Raw genomic sequence first — 20,436 nt, forward strand, 5'->3', positions numbered from 1 at the left:
ATGAGCACAGCCAATACCGCCAACACTGCCGGCACCGTCGCCCACGACCGCACCCATGCCACCATCACCTGGCGGCTGATGCCGTTGCTGCTGGTCTGCTACCTCTTCGCCCACCTGGATCGCATCAACATCGGCTTCGCGAAGATGCAGATGAGCGCCGACCTGCAATTCAGCGATACGGTCTACGGCTTCGGCGCCGGCCTGTTTTTCATCGCTTATGCGCTGTTTGGCGTGCCCAGCAACATGGCCCTGGACCGGGTCGGTCCGCGACGCTGGATCGCCACGCTGATGGTGGTCTGGGGTGCCCTGTCCACCGGCATGTTCCTCATAGAGAGCGCCGCGGGTTTCTACGTGTTGCGCTTCCTGCTCGGCGTGGCCGAGGCTGGTTTCTTTCCTGGCATCCTGGTCTTTCTCAATCGCTGGTATCCGGCCCGGCGCCGGGCCCAGGTGACCGCCTTGTTTGCCATCGCCGTGCCGATGGCCGGGGTGATTGGCGGGCCATTGTCCGGCGGCATTCTCGAGCATTTCCATGACCTTGGCGGCTTGCGCGGCTGGCAGTGGATGTTCGTTATCGAAGGGCTGCCGGTGATCCTGCTCGGCCTCGTGGTGCTCAAGTGCCTGCCGGACAGTTTCGAGACGGTCAACTGGCTTACACCGCACGCCAAGCAGCAATTGCGTGAACAACTGAGCCTTGAAGAACAGCGCAAATCCATTACCTCGTTCTCGGCGATCCTCAACAACCCACAGGTCTGGCTGCTGGTGGCGGTGTATTTCGCGGTGATGCTGGCGGTGAACACCCTGGCCTTCTGGATGCCGACGCTGATCCACGGCGCCGGCATCGGCAGCGATGGCAAGGTCGGGCTGCTCAGTGCGGTGCCCTACCTGGCGGGCTGCTTTTTCATGATCGGCTGCGGGCGCTCCTCCGACCGCAACCGTGAACGCCGCTGGCACCTCTGCGTGCCGCTGTTGATGGCTGCGGCAGGCATTGCCGTCGCCGGGCTCTCACCCGCGAACCCGACTCTGGTGCTGACTGGCCTGATCGTCGCCGGCATGGGTGCCAGTGCGGCGCTGCCGATGTTCTGGCAATTGCCGCCGGCCTTCCTGTCCAACGGCACCCAGGCCGCCGGCATTGCCCTGATCAGCTCCTTCGGCAGCATCGCCTCGTTTTTCGCGCCCTACCTGATCGGCTGGATGCGCGACACCACCCAGAGCGCCAGCCTCGCCCTGTACGTACTGGCCCTGTTCATCACCCTTGGCGGCTTGCTGGTGCTGCGCACCCGGGCGGCCATCGTCAATCCTCAATAAGAGACCCTTGCCATGCTTGACCAGACCTTCATCCAGCAAGCCGCTGCCCGCCTCGACCGTGCCGAACGCTCCCGCGAACAGGTACGGCAGTTTTCCCTGGATCACCCGGACATCACCATTGAGGATGCCTACGCCATCCAGCGTGCCTGGGTGGCACAAAAAATCCAGGACGGGCGCAAGCTGGTCGGCCACAAGATCGGCCTGACCTCCCGGGCCATGCAAGTGTCGTCGAACATCACCGAACCGGACTACGGCGCGCTGCTGGACGACATGTTCTTCGACGAAGGCACCGATATTCCGTTCGAGCGTTTCATCGTGCCACGGGTGGAAGTGGAGCTGGCGTTCATCCTGGGCAAGCCCTTGAAAGGCCCGAATGTGACGGTGTTCGACGTGCTCGACGCCACCGAATGGGTGATCCCGGCGCTGGAAATCATCGATGCGCGTATCCAGCAGATCGACCCGCAGACCAAGGCGACCCGCAAGGTGTTCGACACCATTTCCGACAACGCTGCCAATGCCGGGGTGGTCATGGGTGGCCGCGCCGTACGCCCGACCGAGATCGACCTGCGCAAGGTGCCGGCAGTGCTCTATCGCAACGGTGTGATCGAAGAGTCCGGTGTCTCGGCGGCGGTGCTCAATCACCCGGCCAAAGGCGTGGCCTGGCTGGCGAACAAGCTGGCGGCCTATGACGTCACCCTGCAACCGGGACAGATCATCCTCGGTGGCTCCTTCACCCGCCCCGTGGCCGCCAACCCCGGCGATACCTTCCATGTCGACTACGACATGCTCGGTTCCATCGCCTGCCGTTTCGTCTGATCGGAGACCGCCTCATGGACATGCCCATCAATACCTTCAAGCAACGCCTGCGCAGCGGCGAGGCACAGATCGGCCTGTGGCTGGGGTTGGCCGATGCCTACTGTGCGGAACTGGCGGCCAATGCCGGCTTCGACTGGCTGCTGATCGACGGTGAACACGCGCCCAACGACCTGCGCACCTTGCTCGGCCAGCTCCAGGCCGTGGCGCCCTACCCTGGCCAGCCGGTGATACGCCCGGCGGTCGGTGACACGGCGTTGATCAAGCAGGTGCTCGACATCGGCGTTCAAACCCTGCTGGTGCCAATGGTGGAAAGCCCCGGCCAGGCCCGCGAACTGGTGCGCGCCATCCACTACCCGCCCCAGGGTGTACGTGGCGTCGGCAGCGCGCTGGCCCGGGCGTCACGTTGGAACAGCATCCCCGGTTACCTCGACAAAGCCGATGAACAGATGTGCCTGCTGGTGCAGATCGAGAGCCGCGAAGGCCTGGCCAACCTGGATGCCATTGCCGCAGTGGAAGGTGTGGATGGGGTCTTTATCGGCCCGGCGGACCTGAGCGCGTCCATGGGGTTTCGCGGCAATCCCGGCCACCCGGAGGTACAAGCGGCCATCGAAGACGCCATCGCCCGCATTCGCCAGGCCGGCAAGGCCGCCGGGATTCTCAGCGCAGATGAAAAACTGGCTCGCCGTTACATCGAACTCGGCGCGGCGTTTGTCGCGGTGGGCGTGGATACGACGGTGTTGATGCGGGGCTTGCAGACACTGGCGGCGACGTTCAAGGACATAGCGAAGCCCGCGGTTGGGGGCGTGTACTGACTGACGTTGCCGGATACCCTGTGGCGAGGGAGCTTGCGGATCTCAGCGCCTGATCATCTTCAGCTCATTGAGCAACCCCAGCAACGTCTGCAGTTTTTCCTCCCCTAACTTGTCCTGCAAACGCTGGTAGTTCTCTTCCATGCTCTGGCTCATCGAATCGAAGCTCGCCTGCCCTTGCGGCGCCAGGCGCACCAACACCCGCCGTTGGTCCTGTTCGGCCTTGCGCCGCACCACCATGCCCGCCGCTTCCATGCGCACCAGCACACCAGTCATGCTGGGCTTGAGGATGCAGGCCAATTCGGCCAGGCGATTGATCTCCAGCTCGTCGTGCTGGCTGAGAATCCGGATGACCCGCCATTGCTGCTCGGTCAAGCCGTGTTGATTGAGGGAAGGCCGGAAAAACCCCATGGCCGCTTCACGGGCCTGTAGCAGGGTCAGGGTCAAGGATTGGCGCGGCTTGGGCATGGATTGGGTTCGCGAGAAGATTTAGTTAATGAGTTAACTAAATCTTAACAGTTTCCAATCCATATCGGACTATCCGTTCACAGAATCTGGATCCAGCGATGGCCCTTGTGGCGAGGGAGCTTGCTCCCGCTGGGCTGCGCACATAACCCTGTGGGGGCGAGCTTGCTCGCGATAGGGGCCTGTCAGTCAACATCAGTATCGACAAGGCCACGACCATCGCGAGCAAGCTCGCTCCCACAGAAATGCATCGGCTTGAGCAGGGTGGATGCCAGTCATGTCGCTCAAGCGCCCTTGATCACACCCTTGAGCACTTGTTTGAAATGCTCGACCTGTTCTTCGCTGAACTGGCCGAAAACCTTGTCCTGCTGTTCCCTGGCGATGGCCCAGAGCCCTTCGGTCTCATCGATGCCCTTGGCGGTCAAGCGTACCCGCTCGCCTTCATCGCTCACCAGGCCCTTGCGCTTGAGGTTGGCCACAGCCTCTTCGATCTCGCGTACCGGCATCGCCACCTCCCGCTGCAGGTCGCACAGGTTCAGCCCGGCGTCGTTCTCCAGCACCATCAACATCCGCGCTTCGCTGGTACGCAACCCAGTGGACAATTGACGCGGCTGGTAGCTGGCCTGATAAGCCCGCAGCGCCTGGGTCATCAGGTAGTACAGGTTATGGCTCAAGCGGCCCTGGAAATGACTGCTGGGGGACTGGCCCTCTTCCCGTTTGGTCATGCGAGTGTGGGGCAACACCATCGAGTAGGCGCCCTGGTGATAGAGCAAGGGCGAGCGTCCGAAATCGTCAAAGGCCACGACCTTGCCGATCATGATCCAATGATCGCCGCCATCGACCTGCTGGAATTTTTCACAGTGAAAACGCGCCGAGCAATCGACAAACACCGGGGCGCCACCTTCGCCGGTCTCGAACTGGATTTCAGCGAAACGGTCCTCCTTGGGTCGAGCGAAGTTGTTCGACAGGTCGATCTGGTCGGCAGCCAGCACATTCACCGCAAAATGGCTGGCGGCTTCGAACACTTCATGGCTGCTGGAGCGCTTGTCGATGCTCCACAAAATCAGCGGCGGATCCAGGGACACCGAGTTGAAACTGTTGGCCGTCACACCGACCTTGCGGCCATCTTCAGAGGCGGCGGTGACCACCGTCACGCCGGTGGCGAAGTTACCCAGGGCCCGGCGGAACGCGCGGGTGTCGAAAGCGGTATCACAAAGACTGGACATGCAAGACTCCCGGCCGCCTCAAGGGACGGCCTCGATTATTGTTCTGAGGACAGGCGGTCAAACCATGGACGGATCGGGTTCGAGCCCCATCAGCTCACGACCGAGGATCTGCGCGCAGACGTCGTAGTCGGTGTAGGCATGGGCGCCGGTCAGGTGGGCATCGCGGAACAGCCGTTGCAACTCGTTGTTCTCGAACCAGGCGCCGCCGCCGGCCGCCTCCATCAAGCGGTCGACAGCCTGGATGCACATCTTGGTGGCGTACCCCTGGTTGGTCCGCCAGAACGCCAGGGTTTCCCGGCTGGGGTATTCGTGGCGCTCGCCATGTTCGGCGTGCTCCTGCCAGGTTTTCTCGAGGAAGGCACGGGCCGCCGCCACCTGGTGAGTGGATTCGGCCAGGCGCATCAACGCCGGGGTGGCGGCACCGACGGCCGCGCCGGTGTAGGCCCGCACGCGGTTTCTGGTTTTCTCGCGAAAGACCTCCAGCATGCGTTCGGCCACGCCCAGGCTGACAGTGGAGAAACCACTGGCGAAGTACGGCCGGTACGGCGAGTAGAAAATCTTGCTGTCGGGGTACAAGCCGAATCCGCCGGACTTGCCTTCCATCATGTCCTTGGCCTTCTGAATCCGGTGTTCCGGCACGAAAGCGTTGTCGATGATCAACGTCTTGCTGCCACTGCCGCGCATGCCCACCGCGAACCAGTCGTCGCGAATTTCATAGTCGCTGCGCGGCAGCACCGCAAAGCAATAATCCTGGGTGCCTTCGGCGTTTTTCCGGCGAAAACCCACGATCGCCCATTCAGCGTGATCGCAGCCGCTGCTCCAGCCCATTTCACCGCTGAACATCACACCGCCGTCGACCTCCTCGGTGCGGCCAAACGGCGCGATGCTGCTGCTGGCGGTGGCATCCGGGTCATCGCCCCAGACCTCTTGCTGGGCCTTGGCCGGGAACATTGCCAACTGATGGCTGTGGGTGCACAACAGGCTCATGGCCCAGGCCGTGCTGGCACAGGCGCCGGCCAGCAGCGCGATGCAATCGGCGAACTGCGGCAGGGAAATTTCCAGGCCACCGTAGGGTTTCGGCTGGAAGGCCCGATGCATGCCGATGCTTTTGAGCAGGGCGATATTCTCGGCAGGCACGCTACGGTCTTTCTCCGCCTGGAAGGCATGGGCGGCGATGACCGGCAGGAGGGGTTTGAGGTCTTCGAGCAGCGGGTTTGGCTTTTTCATGGACGGGCTCTTTTATTATGGGCGTCTGCCGACCCCGCCTCTGACCGGCAACCTCAGGTTGCGCAAACAGCGGGATCAGTGATTAAGGCCGGTCCAGTATGGGCAATCGCGGGCAGGTGAAAAATGCACCTTCCAGATCCAAGATTGTACTTTTCATGGGCCAGGTTTCGGCGCCATGGCGCGCTCGGTCAAAGATGCCGGCACGGATGATCAAGACAAGTACCTCGCCAAGGCCCTTAATAAGGCCATCCCTTGCAATGCCTTGCGTAGGCGTGGCAACGGAGTTTCCTTCCATTTGTCAGGTTGCGTCATGATCAATATCGAAACGCCCACCTATTACACGGCCACCAAGAAATACAACCTCAGCTTCCCCACGCTGGAACAGGACGTGGAAGCCGACGTTGTGGTCATTGGCGGTGGTTTCTCCGGCATCAATACCGCGCTGGAGCTCGCCGAAAAAGGCATCACCAACATCGTGGTGCTGGAGGCACGTTACCTTGGGTTCGGCGGCACCGGGCGCAATGGCGGGCAGATCATGGCCGGCATCGGGCATGACCTGGAAAAGATCAAGAAGGACGTCGGTGAAGACGGCCTGCGCCAGGTCTTCGAAATCAGCGACCTGGGCGCCGACATCATCAAGGACCGTATCGCCAAGTACGCCATCGATGCCGACTTCTGCCACGGCTACGGCTACATGGGATTCAACGCCCGCCAGGAAAAAACCCTGCGAGCCTGGGAAAAAGACTTCAAGTCGATCAATAGCAAACATGAGATCCGCTTCCTCGGCGGCTCCGACGTGCAGCAGATCATCGGCTCCAAGGCCTACAGCAGCGCATTGCTGCACATGGGCGGCGGGCATGTGCACTCGCTGAACCTGCTGCTGGGTGAAGCCAAGGCGGTGGTCAGCCACGGCGTGCGGATTTTCGAAAACAGCCCGGCCCTGGAAGTCAGCTATGGCGAACGCATCACCGTGCGCACCGGACGCGGCTCGGTCAGGGCCAGCAAGCTGCTCTGGGCCTGCGACAGTTTCCTCAACAAGCTGGAACCGGAACTGCACCGCTCGACCATCAACACCTACGCCTTCCAGATGATGACCGAGCCACTGTCGGACGAACTGATCCAGCGCATCAGCCCGATTCGCGGTGCCTACAGCGACATTCGCCCGGTGATCGACTACTACCGTGTCACCAACGAAAACCGCCTGCTGTTCGGTGCCGCCACGCCACTGGTGGAACACATTCCCCAGGATCTCAAGGCCTGGAACCGGCGCTTGATGCTGAAGATCTTCCCGTACCTCAAGGACGTGAAGATCGATCTGGCCTGGGGCGGGCCGATGGCCTGCAGCCCGAACCTGTTCCCGCAGATCGGCACCCTGCCGGGGCGCAGCAACGCGTTTTTCGTCCAGGGTTACTCAGGCTTTGGCGTCACCCCGAGCCATATCATCTGCAAGGTGCTGGCCGAAGGCATGAGCGAAGGCTCGGCGCGCTACGATCTGGTCAGTTCAATTCACCGCCCGACCATCATCGGCAAAGACGCCATTCGTCCATTGCTGCTGACTGCCGGCAAATCCTGGCATCAGTTGTCGGGCTACTGGAACGGCCGTCGCTAACGGCCAATCTCCTTCTTTCTTTCAATCATCAGGAGTCACCTGCCATGCCCCTCATCACCCTCGAAAAAGACATCCAGCTGTCCGACCTGGACGCCTGGGGCACCGTCGCCGACCTGGGTTCGCAGATTCTCGAAGGCGAAGTCAAGGCCTTCGGCAAGATGACCTTCGGCGCCCCCACCGACCCGGTCAGCAGCGCCTACTTCGGTACCACTCAAGGCAAGTTCCGGATGGTCTACCCCTTCGCCGAACAAGCCACCGTGGTCACCGGTGAAGTGGTCCTCACTGACGAAGCCACCGGCCAGAGCACTCGCTACAAGGCCGGCGACAGCTGGTTCGTGACCAAGGGCACGCCGGTGCTGTGGGAAGTGGTCAGCGAAAGTTTCGTCAAGCACTACTTCGCGGTAGTCTGACCGGACAGGGCTGCCGGCCCCACCGGCGGCCCCCCTTGCGCAGGTAGCGACCATGAACGTCATCCCTACCCAGGACATCGCCGGCCATTGCCTGCACGCCTTCACCCAACTGGTTCCCGTCAGCCGGGCGGCGTTCTACTGCGTGGATCGGCAGTTGCAAGCCCACGACTTCAGCCTCCATGGGATGAGCGGCGAGATGCACCGCGATTACCTGGACAATTACCGCCAGTTCGACCCACTGCACCCGCGCCACTGCGCGTCCAGCGAACTGGCCGTGGTGCCGCTGGACGTGGCGATGGCCCGCCAACCGTTGCGCGACAACCATCGTTATCGCGACTTCCTGCAACGCTACGGCGTGGTCGACGTGGTGGAAGTCTTCGCCCATCGCGATGGCCAGCCCCAAGCCGCGATTTCGTTGTTGCGCACCGCCGAGCAAGGCGTCTTCACCTGTCAGCAGTTGAGCCAACTCAGCGCGTTGCAGGCCTTGCTGCAACTGGCCGTGGCCCATTTGCCGGCCCATGAGGATGCCCTGGGCGACTTGACGCCCAAGGAACGCCAGATTGCCTGGCTGCTACGTCAAGGCGTCAGTAACAAACAATTGGCCCGGGAACTGGGGGTTGGCTTGCCGACCATCAAGACTCACCTGATCCACCTGTTCCGCAAAGTCGGTGTGAGCAGTCGTACCGAGCTGGTTAGCGCACTGTTCCTCTAATCAACCATTCGGTTGATAGGCCGCCACTGCCCGGCACCGCATGATCCGAGTGGCTAATTCAACCACCGGAGCCTTGCAAATGAGCACATCTACAGACTGGATCACCGTCGGCGCCCTGGCCGATGGCTTTGCCCCCGAAGCCTTCATCCTGCCAAATCTGGCCGACCTGGACGGCAAGACGTTCACCCTGCATTTCGCCAATGGCTGGCAGATCGAGCATCGCTTCGAGCAGGACACCCTGACCTGGAACGCCGCCGATGGGCACTCCAGCGGCACCGCGACCTACCGGGCCACATCCGTGCGCCCGGGCCTGTACCTGGTGGACTTCATCAAGCGCGAAGGCGAGCTGACCTCGTCGGTAAGCCTTGTGCTCGATACCGCCAGCGCCGCCTTCACCGCCGTGATCGGCCGCATGCCGAGCCAGCCAGAGACCGGCGAAGGCCTCTATAGCCGGGCATTGGCCGGCAAGCCACTGACCTCGGTTCAAGCGCAGTTCCTGCACGGCAGCCTCGACCGTCCCTGGCAGCCAGGCCTGTGCTCGCACGCACCGACCACCGAGCTGGTGGGGCTGCGCAACCTGTATCGCTACAGCCCGAGCGAAGTCTACGAACACATTTATCTCAACGATCAGTTCTACTCGTGGCAGTGCCTCAAAGGCGTCGAGCAAGGCCTGTGCGACACCGATCGCTGCGACACCTACAAGATCGCCGATCAGTTGTACCTGTTCGTGTGGCGAGAAAAGATCATCCCGACTCTGGGGTTGGTGCTGATCGACCTGCAGCAGCACCGCAGCGACGGCAAGATCTTCGGCTATGCCGGTGAGTCCTTCGATGAGTTTTCCAATTTCCCGGTCAGTTCCTACTGCCAAGTGCTCAATCAGACGGAGTATCCCGATGCCTGAATCACGCACCGTCGTGATCACCGGTGCCGGTACCGGCATCGGTGCCGCCTGCGCCCGCCTGTATGCCGCCGAGGGGGCCAACCTGGTGCTGATTGGCCGTCGTCGCGAACCCCTGGAAGCACTCGCCGAGGACATCGGCGGCCTGGTGCTGGTGGGCGACGCGGCCTGTCCAGACACCTGGGACAGCTTCGTCGAGCAGATTCGCACGCATTATGGCCGACTCGACGTGCTGCTCGCCTGTGCCGGTGGCTTGGGAATGGGCAGCGCCACTGAGACTCAGCCATCGGCCTGGGAAGCGGCACTGCGCAGCAACCTCGACAGCGCCTTCTACAGCGCCCGGGCGTGCCTGCCACTGCTGCAGGAAAGCGCCGGCAACATTGTGCTGATCGCCTCCATCGCTTCATTGGCGGCAGGCCCCCACGTGTGCGGCTACACCACCGCCAAGCACGCACTGCTGGGCCTCAACCGCTCCCTGGCAAGGGATTACGGGCCTCACGGCGTAAGGGTCAATGCGGTCTGCCCAGGCTGGGTCCGCACGCCCATGGCCGATGAAGAAATGCAGGCATTGATGCAGTTCCATGGCGAAACGTTGCAACAGGCCTATGACCGGGTCTGCGCCGATGTACCGTTGCGCAGAGCGGCCAGTGCGGAGGAAATCGCCAACGTCTGTCGCTTCCTGGCTTCGCCCGATGCGTCGATCATCACCGGGGCGACACTGGTGGCCGATGGTGGCTCCAGCATCGTCGACGTGCCGACACTGGCCTTCAGCCGAATGGAGGCCAGCGATGTCTGAGGATCTGGATTTCAGCGGCCAGACCGTACTGGTCACGGGCGGCGCCCAGGGCATTGGCCGGGCCATCGTCGAAGCGTTTGCCCTGCACGGGGCTCGTGTGGTCATTGCCGACCTGAGCCTGGCCCGCGCCGAGGCGGTAGCTGACGAACTGGCGACCGTGGGCTGTCAGGTACAGGCGGTGGGCGTTGACCTGGCCGACGCGACAGCGATCTTCGAAATGATGACCGCGCTGGAACAGCGCTTGGGGAGACTGGATACCCTAGTGCACAACGCCGGGTATTTTCCACTGACGCCGTTCGCCGAGATCACCCCGGCGATACTTGAACGAACGCTGGCGGTGAACCTGTCGGCGCTGTTCTGGCTGACCCAGGCGGCGCTGCCGATGTTCCGGCGCCAGGGCCGAGGCTGCGTGCTGGTGACCTCCTCGGTCACCGGTCCGCGGGTGGCGTATCCGGGGCTCAGCCACTACGCGGCCTCCAAGGCCGGGGTCAACGGCTTCATTCGTAACGCCGCGCTGGAACTGGCGGCCGAGAATGTCCGCGTCAACGGGGTCGAGCCGGGCATGATCGCGACACCGGCGATGGCCAACCTGGGCGACGATGAAGTCAACCAGGACATTGCCCGCCGGGTGCCGCTGGGTCGATTGGGCCAACCGAGCGACATCGCTGGCGCCATGCTGTTCCTGGCGTCGAGCCTGGCCAGTTATGTGACCGGGCAGACGTTGGTGGTCGATGGGGGTTCGACGTTGCCGGAGGTCTGAGGCTGAGTGGGAGAGTCAGCTTGCGGTGAGGGTGGATGGACTACCGTCATCGCGAGCAGCTCGCTCACACACTTTCCAGTGTCACCCACAAAAAGCATATTCATCACAAATCCCTTTGTGGGAGCGAGCTTGCTCGCGATAGCGTTCGTCCAATCAACGACGACCTCATTCACGCCACCCCCTGCCCCACCTGCCCCACCTGCAAACGGCTGGAGCGAAACTCCTTGGGCGACAGCTCGAACTGCTTCTTGAACGAACGGCTGAAATGCGCCGAATCGGTAAAGCCCCACTTGTAGGCGATGGACGTAATGGACTCGTCCCGCAGGAACGGGTTGGTCAGGTCATCGGCGCTGCGCTTGAGGCGGGCCCGCTGGATGTAGCGGCAAACACTGTCATCCTGCTCTTCGAACAAACGATACAGATGCCGCACCGAAATATTCAGCCGATTGGCCAGGCCCACCGGGCTGAGGCCGGGTTGGGTCAGTGATTCGTCGATGACCTTTTGCACGTAGCTGCGCAGGTGGCTGCCCTGCAAGGCCACCCCTTCGTCACGGCCATCGCTCCCCTGTTCCAGGGCCGAGCCCAACAGTGAAACGAAAGCACTCTGCAAGGCTTCACCCTCGCCCGCCGCGCCCTCGCCGTCCGGTGTGTCCTTGCACAGTTGGTCCATCAACACATGCAGCATCCGTCCACACGCCTTGCTGGACGACACCTTGCCGAAAGTCTTGGTTTCCCCGCCCAGTTGTCGCGACACCTCCTGACGAGACAAGGACAGCACCGCATGCTCGATCAGGCCGAACGGGGTGATCTCAAGCGCCCCAACGGAGTCCATCAACAACAATTCACCGGGCGCCAACTGGATGCTCCGACCGCTCTGGGTAATGCGGCAGTAGCCGCTGCGCTGGCTGACCAGAAGGCAATCCTGGTCATCATCGTGATCGGCGTTGGGTGAGTGACGCTTGATGCTACCGGCATTGGTGCGCAGGTTCGCGAGGGCAAGGCCACCCCGATGGAAATTCGATACTTCACCAATGAACAGCGCGCGATTGAAGGCCAGCTCGGTCTCGAAGTGGCCGCAAGTCGCCCGCAGATCCCGGTTCCAGGTGTCCAGACCGTCCTGCCCAACCTGTTGCATGCTCATGGCATTCTCCGCAGTGGCTTTTTGTTTTTGTGCGGCAATAGTTAACATGTTATCTATATGCGCGCAACAAGTACCTGATCGCCAGAGCAGTAGCAGGAATGATGCCAGGACCGCACAACAGGATCAGAGCGTTGCCAGTACCCGCTGCAGGCCGTTCAAGGTTGCCAGCAAGACGCCGCGCTGCTCGCGGCTCAACGGGATATAGCGCCGAAAGGCCGGCATGCGATTGACCACTTCGCTACCGCCCATGTGTTCCAGGCGCACGCACCACTGGCGCCCCTGCAGATCAATGCGCAGCCGTTTGAAATCCAGCGGCATGAGGGCCTGATACAGCGCGGGATCCTTCTCCACGGCCGCCTGCAACCGCGCCGCCAGGTCACTGCGCCCGTCCCGCTGCCGGCAACGAATGCCGCTGCGCCGCAGAGCCCCGCCGTGGTGCAGTTCCAGGCGTGCCGTGCCCTCTCGGGAAGCAGGCACGCGCAGGACGAACTCGGTCATCACCAAGTGCATCAACAACTGCGACTCGGTGTGTTCGACAATCTCCAACTGCAAGCTGCCGTCGTCGGTGGCAGCCGTCGCCATCGCCGGCCCCGCCACCTCGAATCGCGCCAATGCGAGGTTGCGCCGCAGGTGCTCAAGGGTCACCCCGGGCCTATAACCGGCCGGGGCGCGTCGGGCGCTGAACAACTCAGACAGTTTTTGCAGCAGGGTCGATAAACTCGCCCGCAGGTTGCCCTGGCTCATGGGAAAACTCCTTGGCCAGCACGTCTTCCACCGACGCCGGCTTGAATGGATTGACCTTCTGCACCACCAGAGTCCAGAACAAGGCATACGCCGCGGTGCCGCCGAGCATCACCGCGAAGGGCACGTAGATGTCCGCCGGATTCATGCCGGGCGGGGTGATGAACCACATGCCCAACACAATGCCGACACTGGACAGGATCTGCGGCAACGGGAACCACGGCGAGCGATAGGCCCGCGGCAGATCAGGGCGACGAATCCGCAGGCTGACCACCGACACGGTCACCAACAGATAGGCAAAACTCCAGGCGCACACCGCGGCCAGCACCAGGTGCATGATGTTGTCGGGGTTGCCGCCCAGCCACAGCGCATGCAGGCAAGGAATCAGCATCGCCACCAGGATGCACACCAACGGCGTCTTGAAGCGTGGATGCAGATAAGTGAAGACCTTCGGCAACGCGCCGTCCACCGCCATGCCGTAGAGAATCCGTGGCACGCCGGCCATCAGGGTGTTGATGGTCGCCGCACCGGCAAACAGAAAACCAATGCCCAGCCACATCGGGCCGATATCGCCCATGACCTGTTCGGCGAACCGTGGAATCGCCATGGGGGTGTCCAGCAGATGCACACCACTGGTGGCATCGAGCAGCACGTTTTCCACCTGGCGCTTCATCGCCGCGCCGTAGATGAACATGCAGGTGGCAACGCTGAACAAGCCCAGCATCATCGCCCGGGGCATGGTCCGGGCCGAGTGGCGCAGGTCCGGTGCCAGCGGCGTGACGAATTCGCAGCCGACAAACATGAACATGGCCATGCCCACCAGCGACAGCACCGTGACCAGGTCGGTGCCCGCCACGGAAGCGCCGAACCAGCCCTCCAGCTCCACCGCCGGCGCCGCGATCAAGCCCAATACGCCGAACACCATCAAGGTGGTCCACATGCCGAACGTCAGGATGATCTCGGCTCGGCCAAAAGCACTGACACCGAACGCATTGAGCACGCCAAACACCACCACGAACCCCACGCCCAGCAACCAGGAACCACCTGCCGATTCGGCCAGGGTGTTGAGGTGTTCGAAGTTCACCAGGGCCATGACCCCGGCCAGGATGGTCTCGGCGGTACCGGCGAACACATGGACAATCAGATAGGCCGACAAGGTGCCGGTGATCGCGAAGAAACGCCCCATGCCACAGTTGATGTAGTCATAGACCGAGCCGGTGGTCGGAAGAATCGACGCCGCCTCGGCGAACGTCGTCGCCTGGGCCAGCATCATCACCACGGCGATCAGCATCGCCAAGGCAAAGGCGCTGCCGCCGATGCCAAAGCCCATGGTCGCAGTAAGAATCACGGGGCTTGCCATGATCAGGCCAATGGTGCTGGCCAACGCGGTGGGAAACCCCACCGAACCCCGGTTCAAGTGCTCGGTGAGCCTGTCATTGATCGACATCGTGCAGATCCTCGAAAGCGGATTTTTAGTATGGATGCCACAGCCGTCCAGGAGCCGGCGATCATGCCTTCCCCAACCGGTCCCTGATCGAAACGGCGTTGCGTGCAGCCTTACTCTGCGCCGCGCCCGCCCCGGCCGTCTTGCCCGTGTCTGCCGCCGGTTTTGTTGCTGCCTGCCAACGCTGCCGCGCTGGCGGCCTGGATCAACTCCATGGCAGGCAGGTGAAAGACTTCCCCGGGTGTCGCTCCCTTTAATGCGCGCTCTGCTGTCCTATCTCACTGGGGAATCCACCATGGAGCACACACGCCGTACACCTTTGCTGCGCAATGCCATCGGCCTGGGCATCGCCCTGCTGGTCGCCGATTCATCGGCTCACGCTTATGAGCTTTACGCCGACGAAGACACCACCGTCACCGGCAACTTCCTGGCGGTCTACGGACTGTTCAACAGCCGCAAGAACTACGACGGCACCGCCGGTGGTTCGAGCTGGCGCGAAGGTTTTATCAAGTATGGCCTGAGTATCGACCAGACGCTGGGCGGCCTGGGCAGTGTCTACGGGACGGCCAACCTGGTCAGTTCCGGGACCTGGGGCGACGGCGATGCGGCCGGACTGAGCGATGGCTCCGAACGCACCACAAAGTTTGATGAAGCGTTCGCGGGCTGGCGCTCGGGGGATCTGTTCCCGGTGTTGGGCAAGGACGGCGTTGACCTGTCCTACGGCCGCCAAGTGATTACCCTCGGCGATGGTTTCATCATCAACGACGATGGCCTGAACCTGGGCAAAGGCGTGGCCGATGGCGAGTTCAACCGCGGTGGCGCCTATTACCTGGCGGCCCGGCATGCCTTCGACGAGACCGCCGTGCTGCGCCTGGGCGGCAAGGAAGGCGTGCATGGCAGCCTGATGTGGCTCAAATCCGACAACCGCGCCCAGGCCAACACCGAAATGGCCGCCGGCACCCTGGAGTACACCGCGGCGCCTGGCACCCTGGGGCTGACCTATATCCATGGCATCGATGTCGACGACCGCTATGCCAGCGATTTCCAGAAGCAACGCGAAGGCATGGATATCTACAGCCTGCGCGGCGCCGGCAATGCTGGCATCGAAAATGCCCACTTCGCCTTCGAGTACGCCTGGCAGGACAAGGACGCGGGCCCGGAGAAAGCCTGGTACGCCGAAGCCGGCTACACCTTCGCCGACCTGCCCTGGACGCCGGACCTGACTTATCGCTACAGCCGTTATTCCAAAGACTGGGACTCGATGTTCAACGGCCAGAGCCGCGGCTATGGCACCTGGTTCCAGGGTGAAGTGGCGGGCAACTATGCCGGCCCGTTCAACAGCAACACCGCCATCCAACACGTCGGCCTCAAGCTCAAGCCCGCAGAAACCGTGACCATTGGTGCGCTGTTCTTCGACTACCAGACCCTGCACGGCCGCCAAGCGTTGAACCTCGACGCGCAGGAACTGGACCTGTACGTGGAATGGGCGGTGAACGAACACCTGATCGTCACGCCGCTGGTAGGTTTGTACAAGCCGCAGAAGGATGCGGACAGCGGTGGCAACCAGGTCGGCGGCAACGGCACCAACGTCTACAGCCAGTTGGTGGTGGCGGTTCCGTTCTGACAACCAACCGCAGGAGCTGCCGCAGGCTGCGATCCTTTGATCTTTCGCTTGGGACTCGATTCGCTTGAGACTCAAGCGCCCGGGGGAAAGATCGCAGCCTCGCTCCGCTCGTCAGCTCCTACGGGGTAGCGATTACCTTGTTTATCTGTGCTGGTGCAGCATGGTCTGGATCTGATGGGTCGCCTGACGGGTGCTTTGCGCCAGCTTGCGCACCTCATCGGCCACCACCGAAAAACCACGCCCGACCTCACCGGCCCGGGCCGCTTCAATCGCGGCGTTCAAGGCGAGCAGGTTGGTCTGGTCGGCGATGCCCTTGATCACCCCTACCACGGTTGCAATCTGGGCGTAGGTCACCTGGTTCTGCTCCAGCATGCGCTGATGGGTGGACTGGGCCGAGCGCTCATCGCTGATATCACGCACCGCACCGATGACCCGAACCAGTTGCCCGTGCGGGTCGCGTACCGCCCGCCCGCGCTCGCGGCACCAGATGTAATCCCGGCGCTTGTGGCGCATGCGGTATTCGAAGACATATTCACCGCTGCCCTGGGGCCCGAGGATCTCCCGGTCGAAAATGGCCATGATCTTGGGCAGGTCATCCGGGTGAGTGATGCCAACCTGGGCATCCCAGCCATCGGGCAAGTCGTCGGGCTCGTAACCCAGCAGCGAACGAAACTGACTGGAAAAGCGCATGGCACTGGCCGGGTGCTGGAGATCACCATCAACCACAGTAATGTCCCAGCAGCCTTCCGTCAGGGTCGACTGCAGCAACTCCCAGATCTGCGCATCCTGGCGATGTTGCTGCAGCTGCTGGTTGTGTTCGTCCAGACGACGCTCAAGCACCTGCTCACGCTCGCGGGCTTGCTCCAGTTGCTGGCGAGCCAGGTGCAACGCCTGCTCGCTTTGCTGCCAGCGCAGGGTTTGCGCTTCCACTTGTGTCTCGGCCTGGTGCAACTGCGCAGTGACGCTCGTCATTTGCTCCGCGTGCTGCTCAAGGACGGCCCGCAGTGGCGGATAGGCGTCAAGCGTCGGCGTGCCCTCCGGTTCGCCGGCCAGCACACGCTGCACCTGTGCGATCAACGCCAGTTTCTGTTTGTTGGTCTGGAGAAACATCGCCCGCCCCTTTGCCTATCAAGTCGAAACCGGATCTGATCGCAAACCGGCCAGGCTGGCTTGTCCCTGCCTGCATGGGCCTTGCTCCAGGCTGCCAGCCCCGCGGGCTGGCAGCCACAGACATACCGCGAGGCAGGCACAGTCAAGCCGGGCGGTCGTGCCGGGATTACTCTCGGGCTTTCCCTTGTTCGCGATCAGGAAACCCTCATGAGCGATATTGCCCTGCTGCCTCAGGTCGAAGCCTTTCTCGGTCGACGCCACGCCCTGTTCATCGACGGAGGCTATGTCGAAAGCCAGAGCCGCCAGACGCTGGACGTCCTCAACCCCGCCACCGGCCAAGTCATCGCCCAGGTCAGCGACGCCAACCCCAGCGACATCGATGCGGCCGTGGAATCGTCCCGTCGCGGCTTCAAGCAATGGTCTCAAACCGCGCCGGCGGTGCGCGGCCATGTGCTGCTCAAGTTGGCGGACCTGTTGGAGCGCAACCGCGAAGAACTGGCGCAGATCGAAACCTGCCAGTCGGGAAAGATCATCCACATCTCCCGGGCCTTCGAAGTCGACCAGGCGGCACATTTCCTGCGCTACTACGCTGGCTGGGCGACCAAGATCAATGGCGAGACGATCACCCCTTCGTTGCCCTCCTTCGCTGGCGAACGCTATACCGCGTTCACCTTGCGCGAACCGGTTGGGGTGGTGGTCGGTATCGTGCCGTGGAATTTCTCCACCATGATCGCCATCTGGAAATTGGCCTCAGCCCTGGTGACCGGTTGCAGCGTCATCATCAAGCCCAGCGAGTTCACGCCCCTGACCATTCTGCGCATCGCCGAACTGGCCATGGAGGCCGGCCTGCCGGCCGGGGCCCTGAATGTGTTGACGGGCGGCAGCCAGGTGGGCAAAGGGCTGATCGAACACCCGGGCACCAACAAGGTTTCATTTACCGGTTCCGTGCCCACCGGCCTGGCGGTGGGCCAGGCGGCCATGGGCGCAGGGTTGACCCGGGCGACCCTGGAACTGGGCGGGAAGAATGCGGCGGGGTTCCTGCGTGACATCGACCCCGAGGTGGCGGTCAACGGCATCATCGAGGCGGGCTTTCTGCATTCGGGACAAATCTGCGCGGCGGCGGAACGGTTCTTCGTCCACCGCTCGCAGATCGAGTCGATCATGGACAAACTGGCCCAGCGCCTGGGCAAACTCACCATCGGCTCGCCCCTGGACGAACGCACCGAATTCGGCCCGGTAACCAACCGCCAGCACCAGCACAAACTCGCGGAATTCTTCGCCAAGGCCCGCGCGCAGAACAACACCATCGTCCACGGCGGCAAGCTGATCGATGGGCCGGGTTGCTATGTCGAGCCGACCATCATCCTCGCCAATCGCCGCGACGACGCCTTGCTCAACGAAGAAACCTTCGGCCCGATCGCCACGTTCTTCCCTTACGACACTGAGGAAGAATTGCTGGAACTGATGAACGACACGCCCTACGGTCTGAGTGCCAGCCTCTGGACCAACGACCTGGGCAAGGCCCTGCGCATGGTCCCCGCCATCGAAGCCGGCACGGTATGGGTGAACATGCACACCCTGCTCGACCCGGCCGTGCCTTTTGGTGGCAGCAAATCTTCCGGGGTGGGCCGCGAGTTCGGCAGTGCATTCATCGACGACTACACCGAACTGAAATCGGTGATGATCCGCTACTGAGCAAAAAGGGCTCTGGAGCAACACCCAAGAGCCCTCGCCCCCCTTTGTGTGAGCGAGCTTGCTCGCGATAGCGGACTGTCAGCAATGATGATGCCGACTGACACAACGCCATCGCGAGCAAGCTCGCTCTCACAGTTTTTCCGAGTCGTCCAAGGTATCCGCGACCACCACAGGTTCACCGCCGGCAGGCGTTGACCGCTGGGACTCGGCCGCGCCAGGGTTGGGCGCGTTCCAGTTGGGCGGCCAGGGCCAGCAAGGTGTTTTCCTCACCAAAGCGCCCGGCAAAATGCGCCCCCATCGGCAACCCATTGGCACTCCAGGACAACGGTACGGACATCGCCGGCTGGCCGCTGGCATTGAACAGCGCGGTGAACGGCGAATAGCTGTGGTAGCGCTCGATCAGTTGCTCCAGGCTCATGCACACATCCTGCAGGTCCAGCTCGCCAATCAGCACCGGCTCGCGGGTCAGGACCGGGGTCAGGATCACGTCGTAATCCTGCATGAACACCGCCAACTGCCGGCCGAGGGCATGAATCCATTCCACCGCCGCGGCATATTGGGCACCGCTGACGTTGCCCTTGTCCCGCAAGATGATCCGGGTGCGCACCTCCAGCTCTTCGGCCTGCACGGCAAACCCACGCATCTGGCCCAGCAGGTCGACATAGTGACGAGAGCTGGCGCCAATGATGGTGAACACATGGTCGAGAAACTCCAGCAACCCCACCGGCAGGCTCACCGGTTCGACACAATGCCCCAGGGCCTCGCACAACCGGGCCGCCTCGCCCACGGCCTGGAGGCTTTGCGGCGCGGTCGGCCAAGGGCCGAGCTGCTCGACCAGGGCAATGCGCAGCGGCTTGGGATCAGCCTGCACCGCCATCACATACGGCAACGCCTGGACCGGCGCGGCATAGGGCGCCCCCAGGTCGATCCCGGCGGTGGCGTCCAGCAGCGCCGCACTGTCGCGCACCGACAAGGTAATCGCATGGGGTGTACCCATCCCCGCCCAGCCCTCGCCCACTATCGGCCCCGACGGCATCAGGCCGCGACTGGGCTTGAACCCGAACACACCACAACAAGAAGCTGGCACCCGCAATGAACCGCCGCCGTCGTTGCCATGGGCGAACGGCACCACGCGGGCCGCCACCAACGCCGCCGCGCCGCCGCTGGAGCCACCGGCGCTGTGCTCGCGGCTCCAAGGGTTGCGGGTGGCACCGAAGCGCGCGGACTCGGTGGAGTACGACGTGCCGAACTCCGGCGAAGTGCTGGTGCCCATCACTTGGCATCCGGCACGGCGCAGGCGTGTCACGATTTCCGATTCGAAATCCGCCCGAACGTCGCCCAGTGCACGAGAGCCGTTGGTCATCGCCGCGCCGTGGACCGGCGAAAACAGGTCTTTGATCAAGGTCGGCACACCGGCCAGCAGGCCTTGGCCAGCCTGTGGCGTGCGCGCTGCTTGCCGGGCCGAATCGTACAAGCGCTCGGCCACCGCATTGAGCTGCGGCTCGACCCGCTCCAGGCGTTCGATGGCGGTTTCCAGCAGTTCGCCGGGCTGGACTTCGCCGCGCCTGACCCACTCGGCCAGCCCGGTGGCGTCTTCGTTGTCCATCAATTGGTGAATGTCTTGCATACCCATGCTTCAGGTTCCTTA

At 62.7% G+C, this 20,436-nt stretch carries 18 protein-coding genes and 2 pseudogenes; 11 read left to right on the top strand and 9 right to left on the bottom strand.

From position 1 onward, the window contains the following. The 3 genes from AB7M32_RS19530 to hpaI are packed head-to-tail and all read left to right on the top strand — an operon-like array spanning position 1 to position 2,933. Entirely contained in the window at positions 1 to 1,305 is a 1,305-nt protein-coding gene (locus tag AB7M32_RS19530; protein WP_454251016.1) for an MFS transporter, read from the top strand. A 12-nt stretch (positions 1,306 to 1,317) separates the two neighbouring features. Beyond that, on the top strand, positions 1,318 to 2,121 hold the full coding sequence (gene hpaH / locus AB7M32_RS19535) for a 2-oxo-hept-4-ene-1,7-dioate hydratase (protein ID WP_060742166.1): 804 nt from the start codon (positions 1,318 to 1,320) through the stop codon (positions 2,119 to 2,121). 14 nt (positions 2,122 to 2,135) lie between these two features. Beyond that, positions 2,136 to 2,933, top strand: a complete 798-nt coding sequence (hpaI, locus tag AB7M32_RS19540) for a 4-hydroxy-2-oxoheptanedioate aldolase (RefSeq protein WP_454251017.1) — start codon at positions 2,136 to 2,138, stop codon at positions 2,931 to 2,933. Positions 2,934 to 2,975: 42 nt separating this feature from the next. Here the strand turns inward: hpaI and hpaR are convergent, their stop codons facing one another. The 3 genes from hpaR to AB7M32_RS19555 all read right to left on the bottom strand — a co-directional run bounded on the left by hpaR (position 2,976) and on the right by AB7M32_RS19555 (position 5,848). Further along, on the bottom strand, positions 2,976 to 3,398 hold the full coding sequence (gene hpaR / locus AB7M32_RS19545; RefSeq protein ID WP_454251018.1) for a homoprotocatechuate degradation operon regulator HpaR: 423 nt from the start codon (positions 3,396 to 3,398) through the stop codon (positions 2,976 to 2,978). A gap of 281 nt (positions 3,399 to 3,679) precedes the next feature. Continuing rightward, positions 3,680 to 4,621 (bottom strand): p-hydroxyphenylacetate 3-hydroxylase reductase component, encoded by a 942-nt coding sequence (locus tag AB7M32_RS19550; RefSeq protein ID WP_454251019.1) that lies wholly within the window; start codon positions 4,619 to 4,621, stop codon positions 3,680 to 3,682. Positions 4,622 to 4,678: 57 nt separating this feature from the next. Next, on the bottom strand, positions 4,679 to 5,848 hold the full coding sequence (locus AB7M32_RS19555; RefSeq protein ID WP_454251020.1) for a p-hydroxyphenylacetate 3-hydroxylase oxygenase component: 1,170 nt from the start codon (positions 5,846 to 5,848) through the stop codon (positions 4,679 to 4,681). A 310-nt stretch (positions 5,849 to 6,158) separates the two neighbouring features. Here AB7M32_RS19555 and AB7M32_RS19560 point away from each other — a divergent pair, with 310 nt between their 5' ends. The 6 genes from AB7M32_RS19560 to AB7M32_RS19585 all read left to right on the top strand — a co-directional run bounded on the left by AB7M32_RS19560 (position 6,159) and on the right by AB7M32_RS19585 (position 11,033). Further along, a complete protein-coding gene (locus AB7M32_RS19560) occupies positions 6,159 to 7,457 on the top strand; it encodes an NAD(P)/FAD-dependent oxidoreductase (RefSeq protein WP_060742161.1) in 1,299 nt (432 codons plus the stop codon). A 44-nt stretch (positions 7,458 to 7,501) separates the two neighbouring features. Next, complete coding sequence (locus AB7M32_RS19565; RefSeq protein ID WP_053122428.1) at positions 7,502 to 7,867, top strand: cupin domain-containing protein; 366 nt, start codon at positions 7,502 to 7,504, stop codon at positions 7,865 to 7,867. Between the two features lie 52 nt (positions 7,868 to 7,919). Next, on the top strand, positions 7,920 to 8,579 hold the full coding sequence (locus AB7M32_RS19570) for a helix-turn-helix transcriptional regulator (RefSeq protein ID WP_454251021.1): 660 nt from the start codon (positions 7,920 to 7,922) through the stop codon (positions 8,577 to 8,579). Positions 8,580 to 8,658: 79 nt separating this feature from the next. Further along, entirely contained in the window at positions 8,659 to 9,480 is an 822-nt protein-coding gene (locus AB7M32_RS19575; RefSeq protein ID WP_454251022.1) for a molybdenum cofactor biosynthesis F family protein, read from the top strand. Next, positions 9,473 to 10,273 carry an SDR family NAD(P)-dependent oxidoreductase gene (locus AB7M32_RS19580; protein WP_454251023.1) on the top strand — a complete coding sequence of 267 codons (801 nt, stop codon included), beginning with the start codon at positions 9,473 to 9,475 and terminating at the stop codon, positions 10,271 to 10,273. The genes AB7M32_RS19575 and AB7M32_RS19580 overlap by 8 nt, the downstream gene beginning before the upstream one ends. After that, complete coding sequence (locus tag AB7M32_RS19585; RefSeq protein ID WP_454251024.1) at positions 10,266 to 11,033, top strand: SDR family oxidoreductase; 768 nt, start codon at positions 10,266 to 10,268, stop codon at positions 11,031 to 11,033. Before AB7M32_RS19580 ends, AB7M32_RS19585 begins: the two co-directional genes overlap by 8 nt. 169 nt (positions 11,034 to 11,202) lie before the next feature. On the opposite strand, the gene feaR is transcribed toward AB7M32_RS19585, so the two are convergent. From feaR to AB7M32_RS19600, 3 genes are all read right to left on the bottom strand, one after another. Next, complete coding sequence (gene feaR, locus AB7M32_RS19590; protein WP_454251025.1) at positions 11,203 to 12,174, bottom strand: transcriptional regulator FeaR; 972 nt, start codon at positions 12,172 to 12,174, stop codon at positions 11,203 to 11,205. A gap of 123 nt (positions 12,175 to 12,297) precedes the next feature. Next, positions 12,298 to 12,918: a DUF3156 family protein gene (locus AB7M32_RS19595; RefSeq protein WP_454251026.1), complete on the bottom strand. Its 621-nt coding sequence runs from the start codon at positions 12,916 to 12,918 to the stop codon at positions 12,298 to 12,300. Beyond that, positions 12,863 to 14,362 (bottom strand): APC family permease, encoded by a 1,500-nt coding sequence (locus tag AB7M32_RS19600; RefSeq protein ID WP_454251027.1) that lies wholly within the window; start codon positions 14,360 to 14,362, stop codon positions 12,863 to 12,865. The genes AB7M32_RS19595 and AB7M32_RS19600 overlap by 56 nt, the downstream gene beginning before the upstream one ends. Positions 14,363 to 14,654: 292 nt before the next feature. On the opposite strand from AB7M32_RS19600, the gene AB7M32_RS19605 reads away from it, so the two are divergent. Further along, positions 14,655 to 15,983, top strand: coding sequence for a hypothetical protein (locus AB7M32_RS19605; protein WP_454251028.1), 1,329 nt, complete (start codon positions 14,655 to 14,657; stop codon positions 15,981 to 15,983). 150 nt (positions 15,984 to 16,133) lie between these two features. On the opposite strand, the pseudogene AB7M32_RS19610 reads toward AB7M32_RS19605, so the two are convergent. Both AB7M32_RS19610 and AB7M32_RS19615 read right to left on the bottom strand, forming a co-directional pair. Then, positions 16,134 to 16,325, bottom strand: a pseudogene (locus AB7M32_RS19610) (methyl-accepting chemotaxis protein); the annotation flags it as partial. A gap of 105 nt (positions 16,326 to 16,430) precedes the next feature. Beyond that, positions 16,431 to 17,093, bottom strand: a pseudogene (locus tag AB7M32_RS19615) (PAS domain-containing protein); the annotation flags it as partial. Between the two features lie 207 nt (positions 17,094 to 17,300). On the opposite strand from AB7M32_RS19615, the gene AB7M32_RS19620 reads away from it, so the two are divergent. Continuing rightward, on the top strand, positions 17,301 to 18,788 hold the full coding sequence (locus tag AB7M32_RS19620; protein WP_454251029.1) for an aldehyde dehydrogenase family protein: 1,488 nt from the start codon (positions 17,301 to 17,303) through the stop codon (positions 18,786 to 18,788). A 175-nt stretch (positions 18,789 to 18,963) separates the two neighbouring features. Here AB7M32_RS19620 and AB7M32_RS19625 read toward each other — a convergent pair whose 3' ends face one another. Next, positions 18,964 to 20,421 carry an amidase gene (locus AB7M32_RS19625; protein WP_454251030.1) on the bottom strand — a complete coding sequence of 486 codons (1,458 nt, stop codon included), beginning with the start codon at positions 20,419 to 20,421 and terminating at the stop codon, positions 18,964 to 18,966. Positions 20,422 to 20,436 lie beyond the last annotated feature (15 nt).

The organism is Pseudomonas sp. R151218B TE3479 (genome assembly GCF_053629195.1).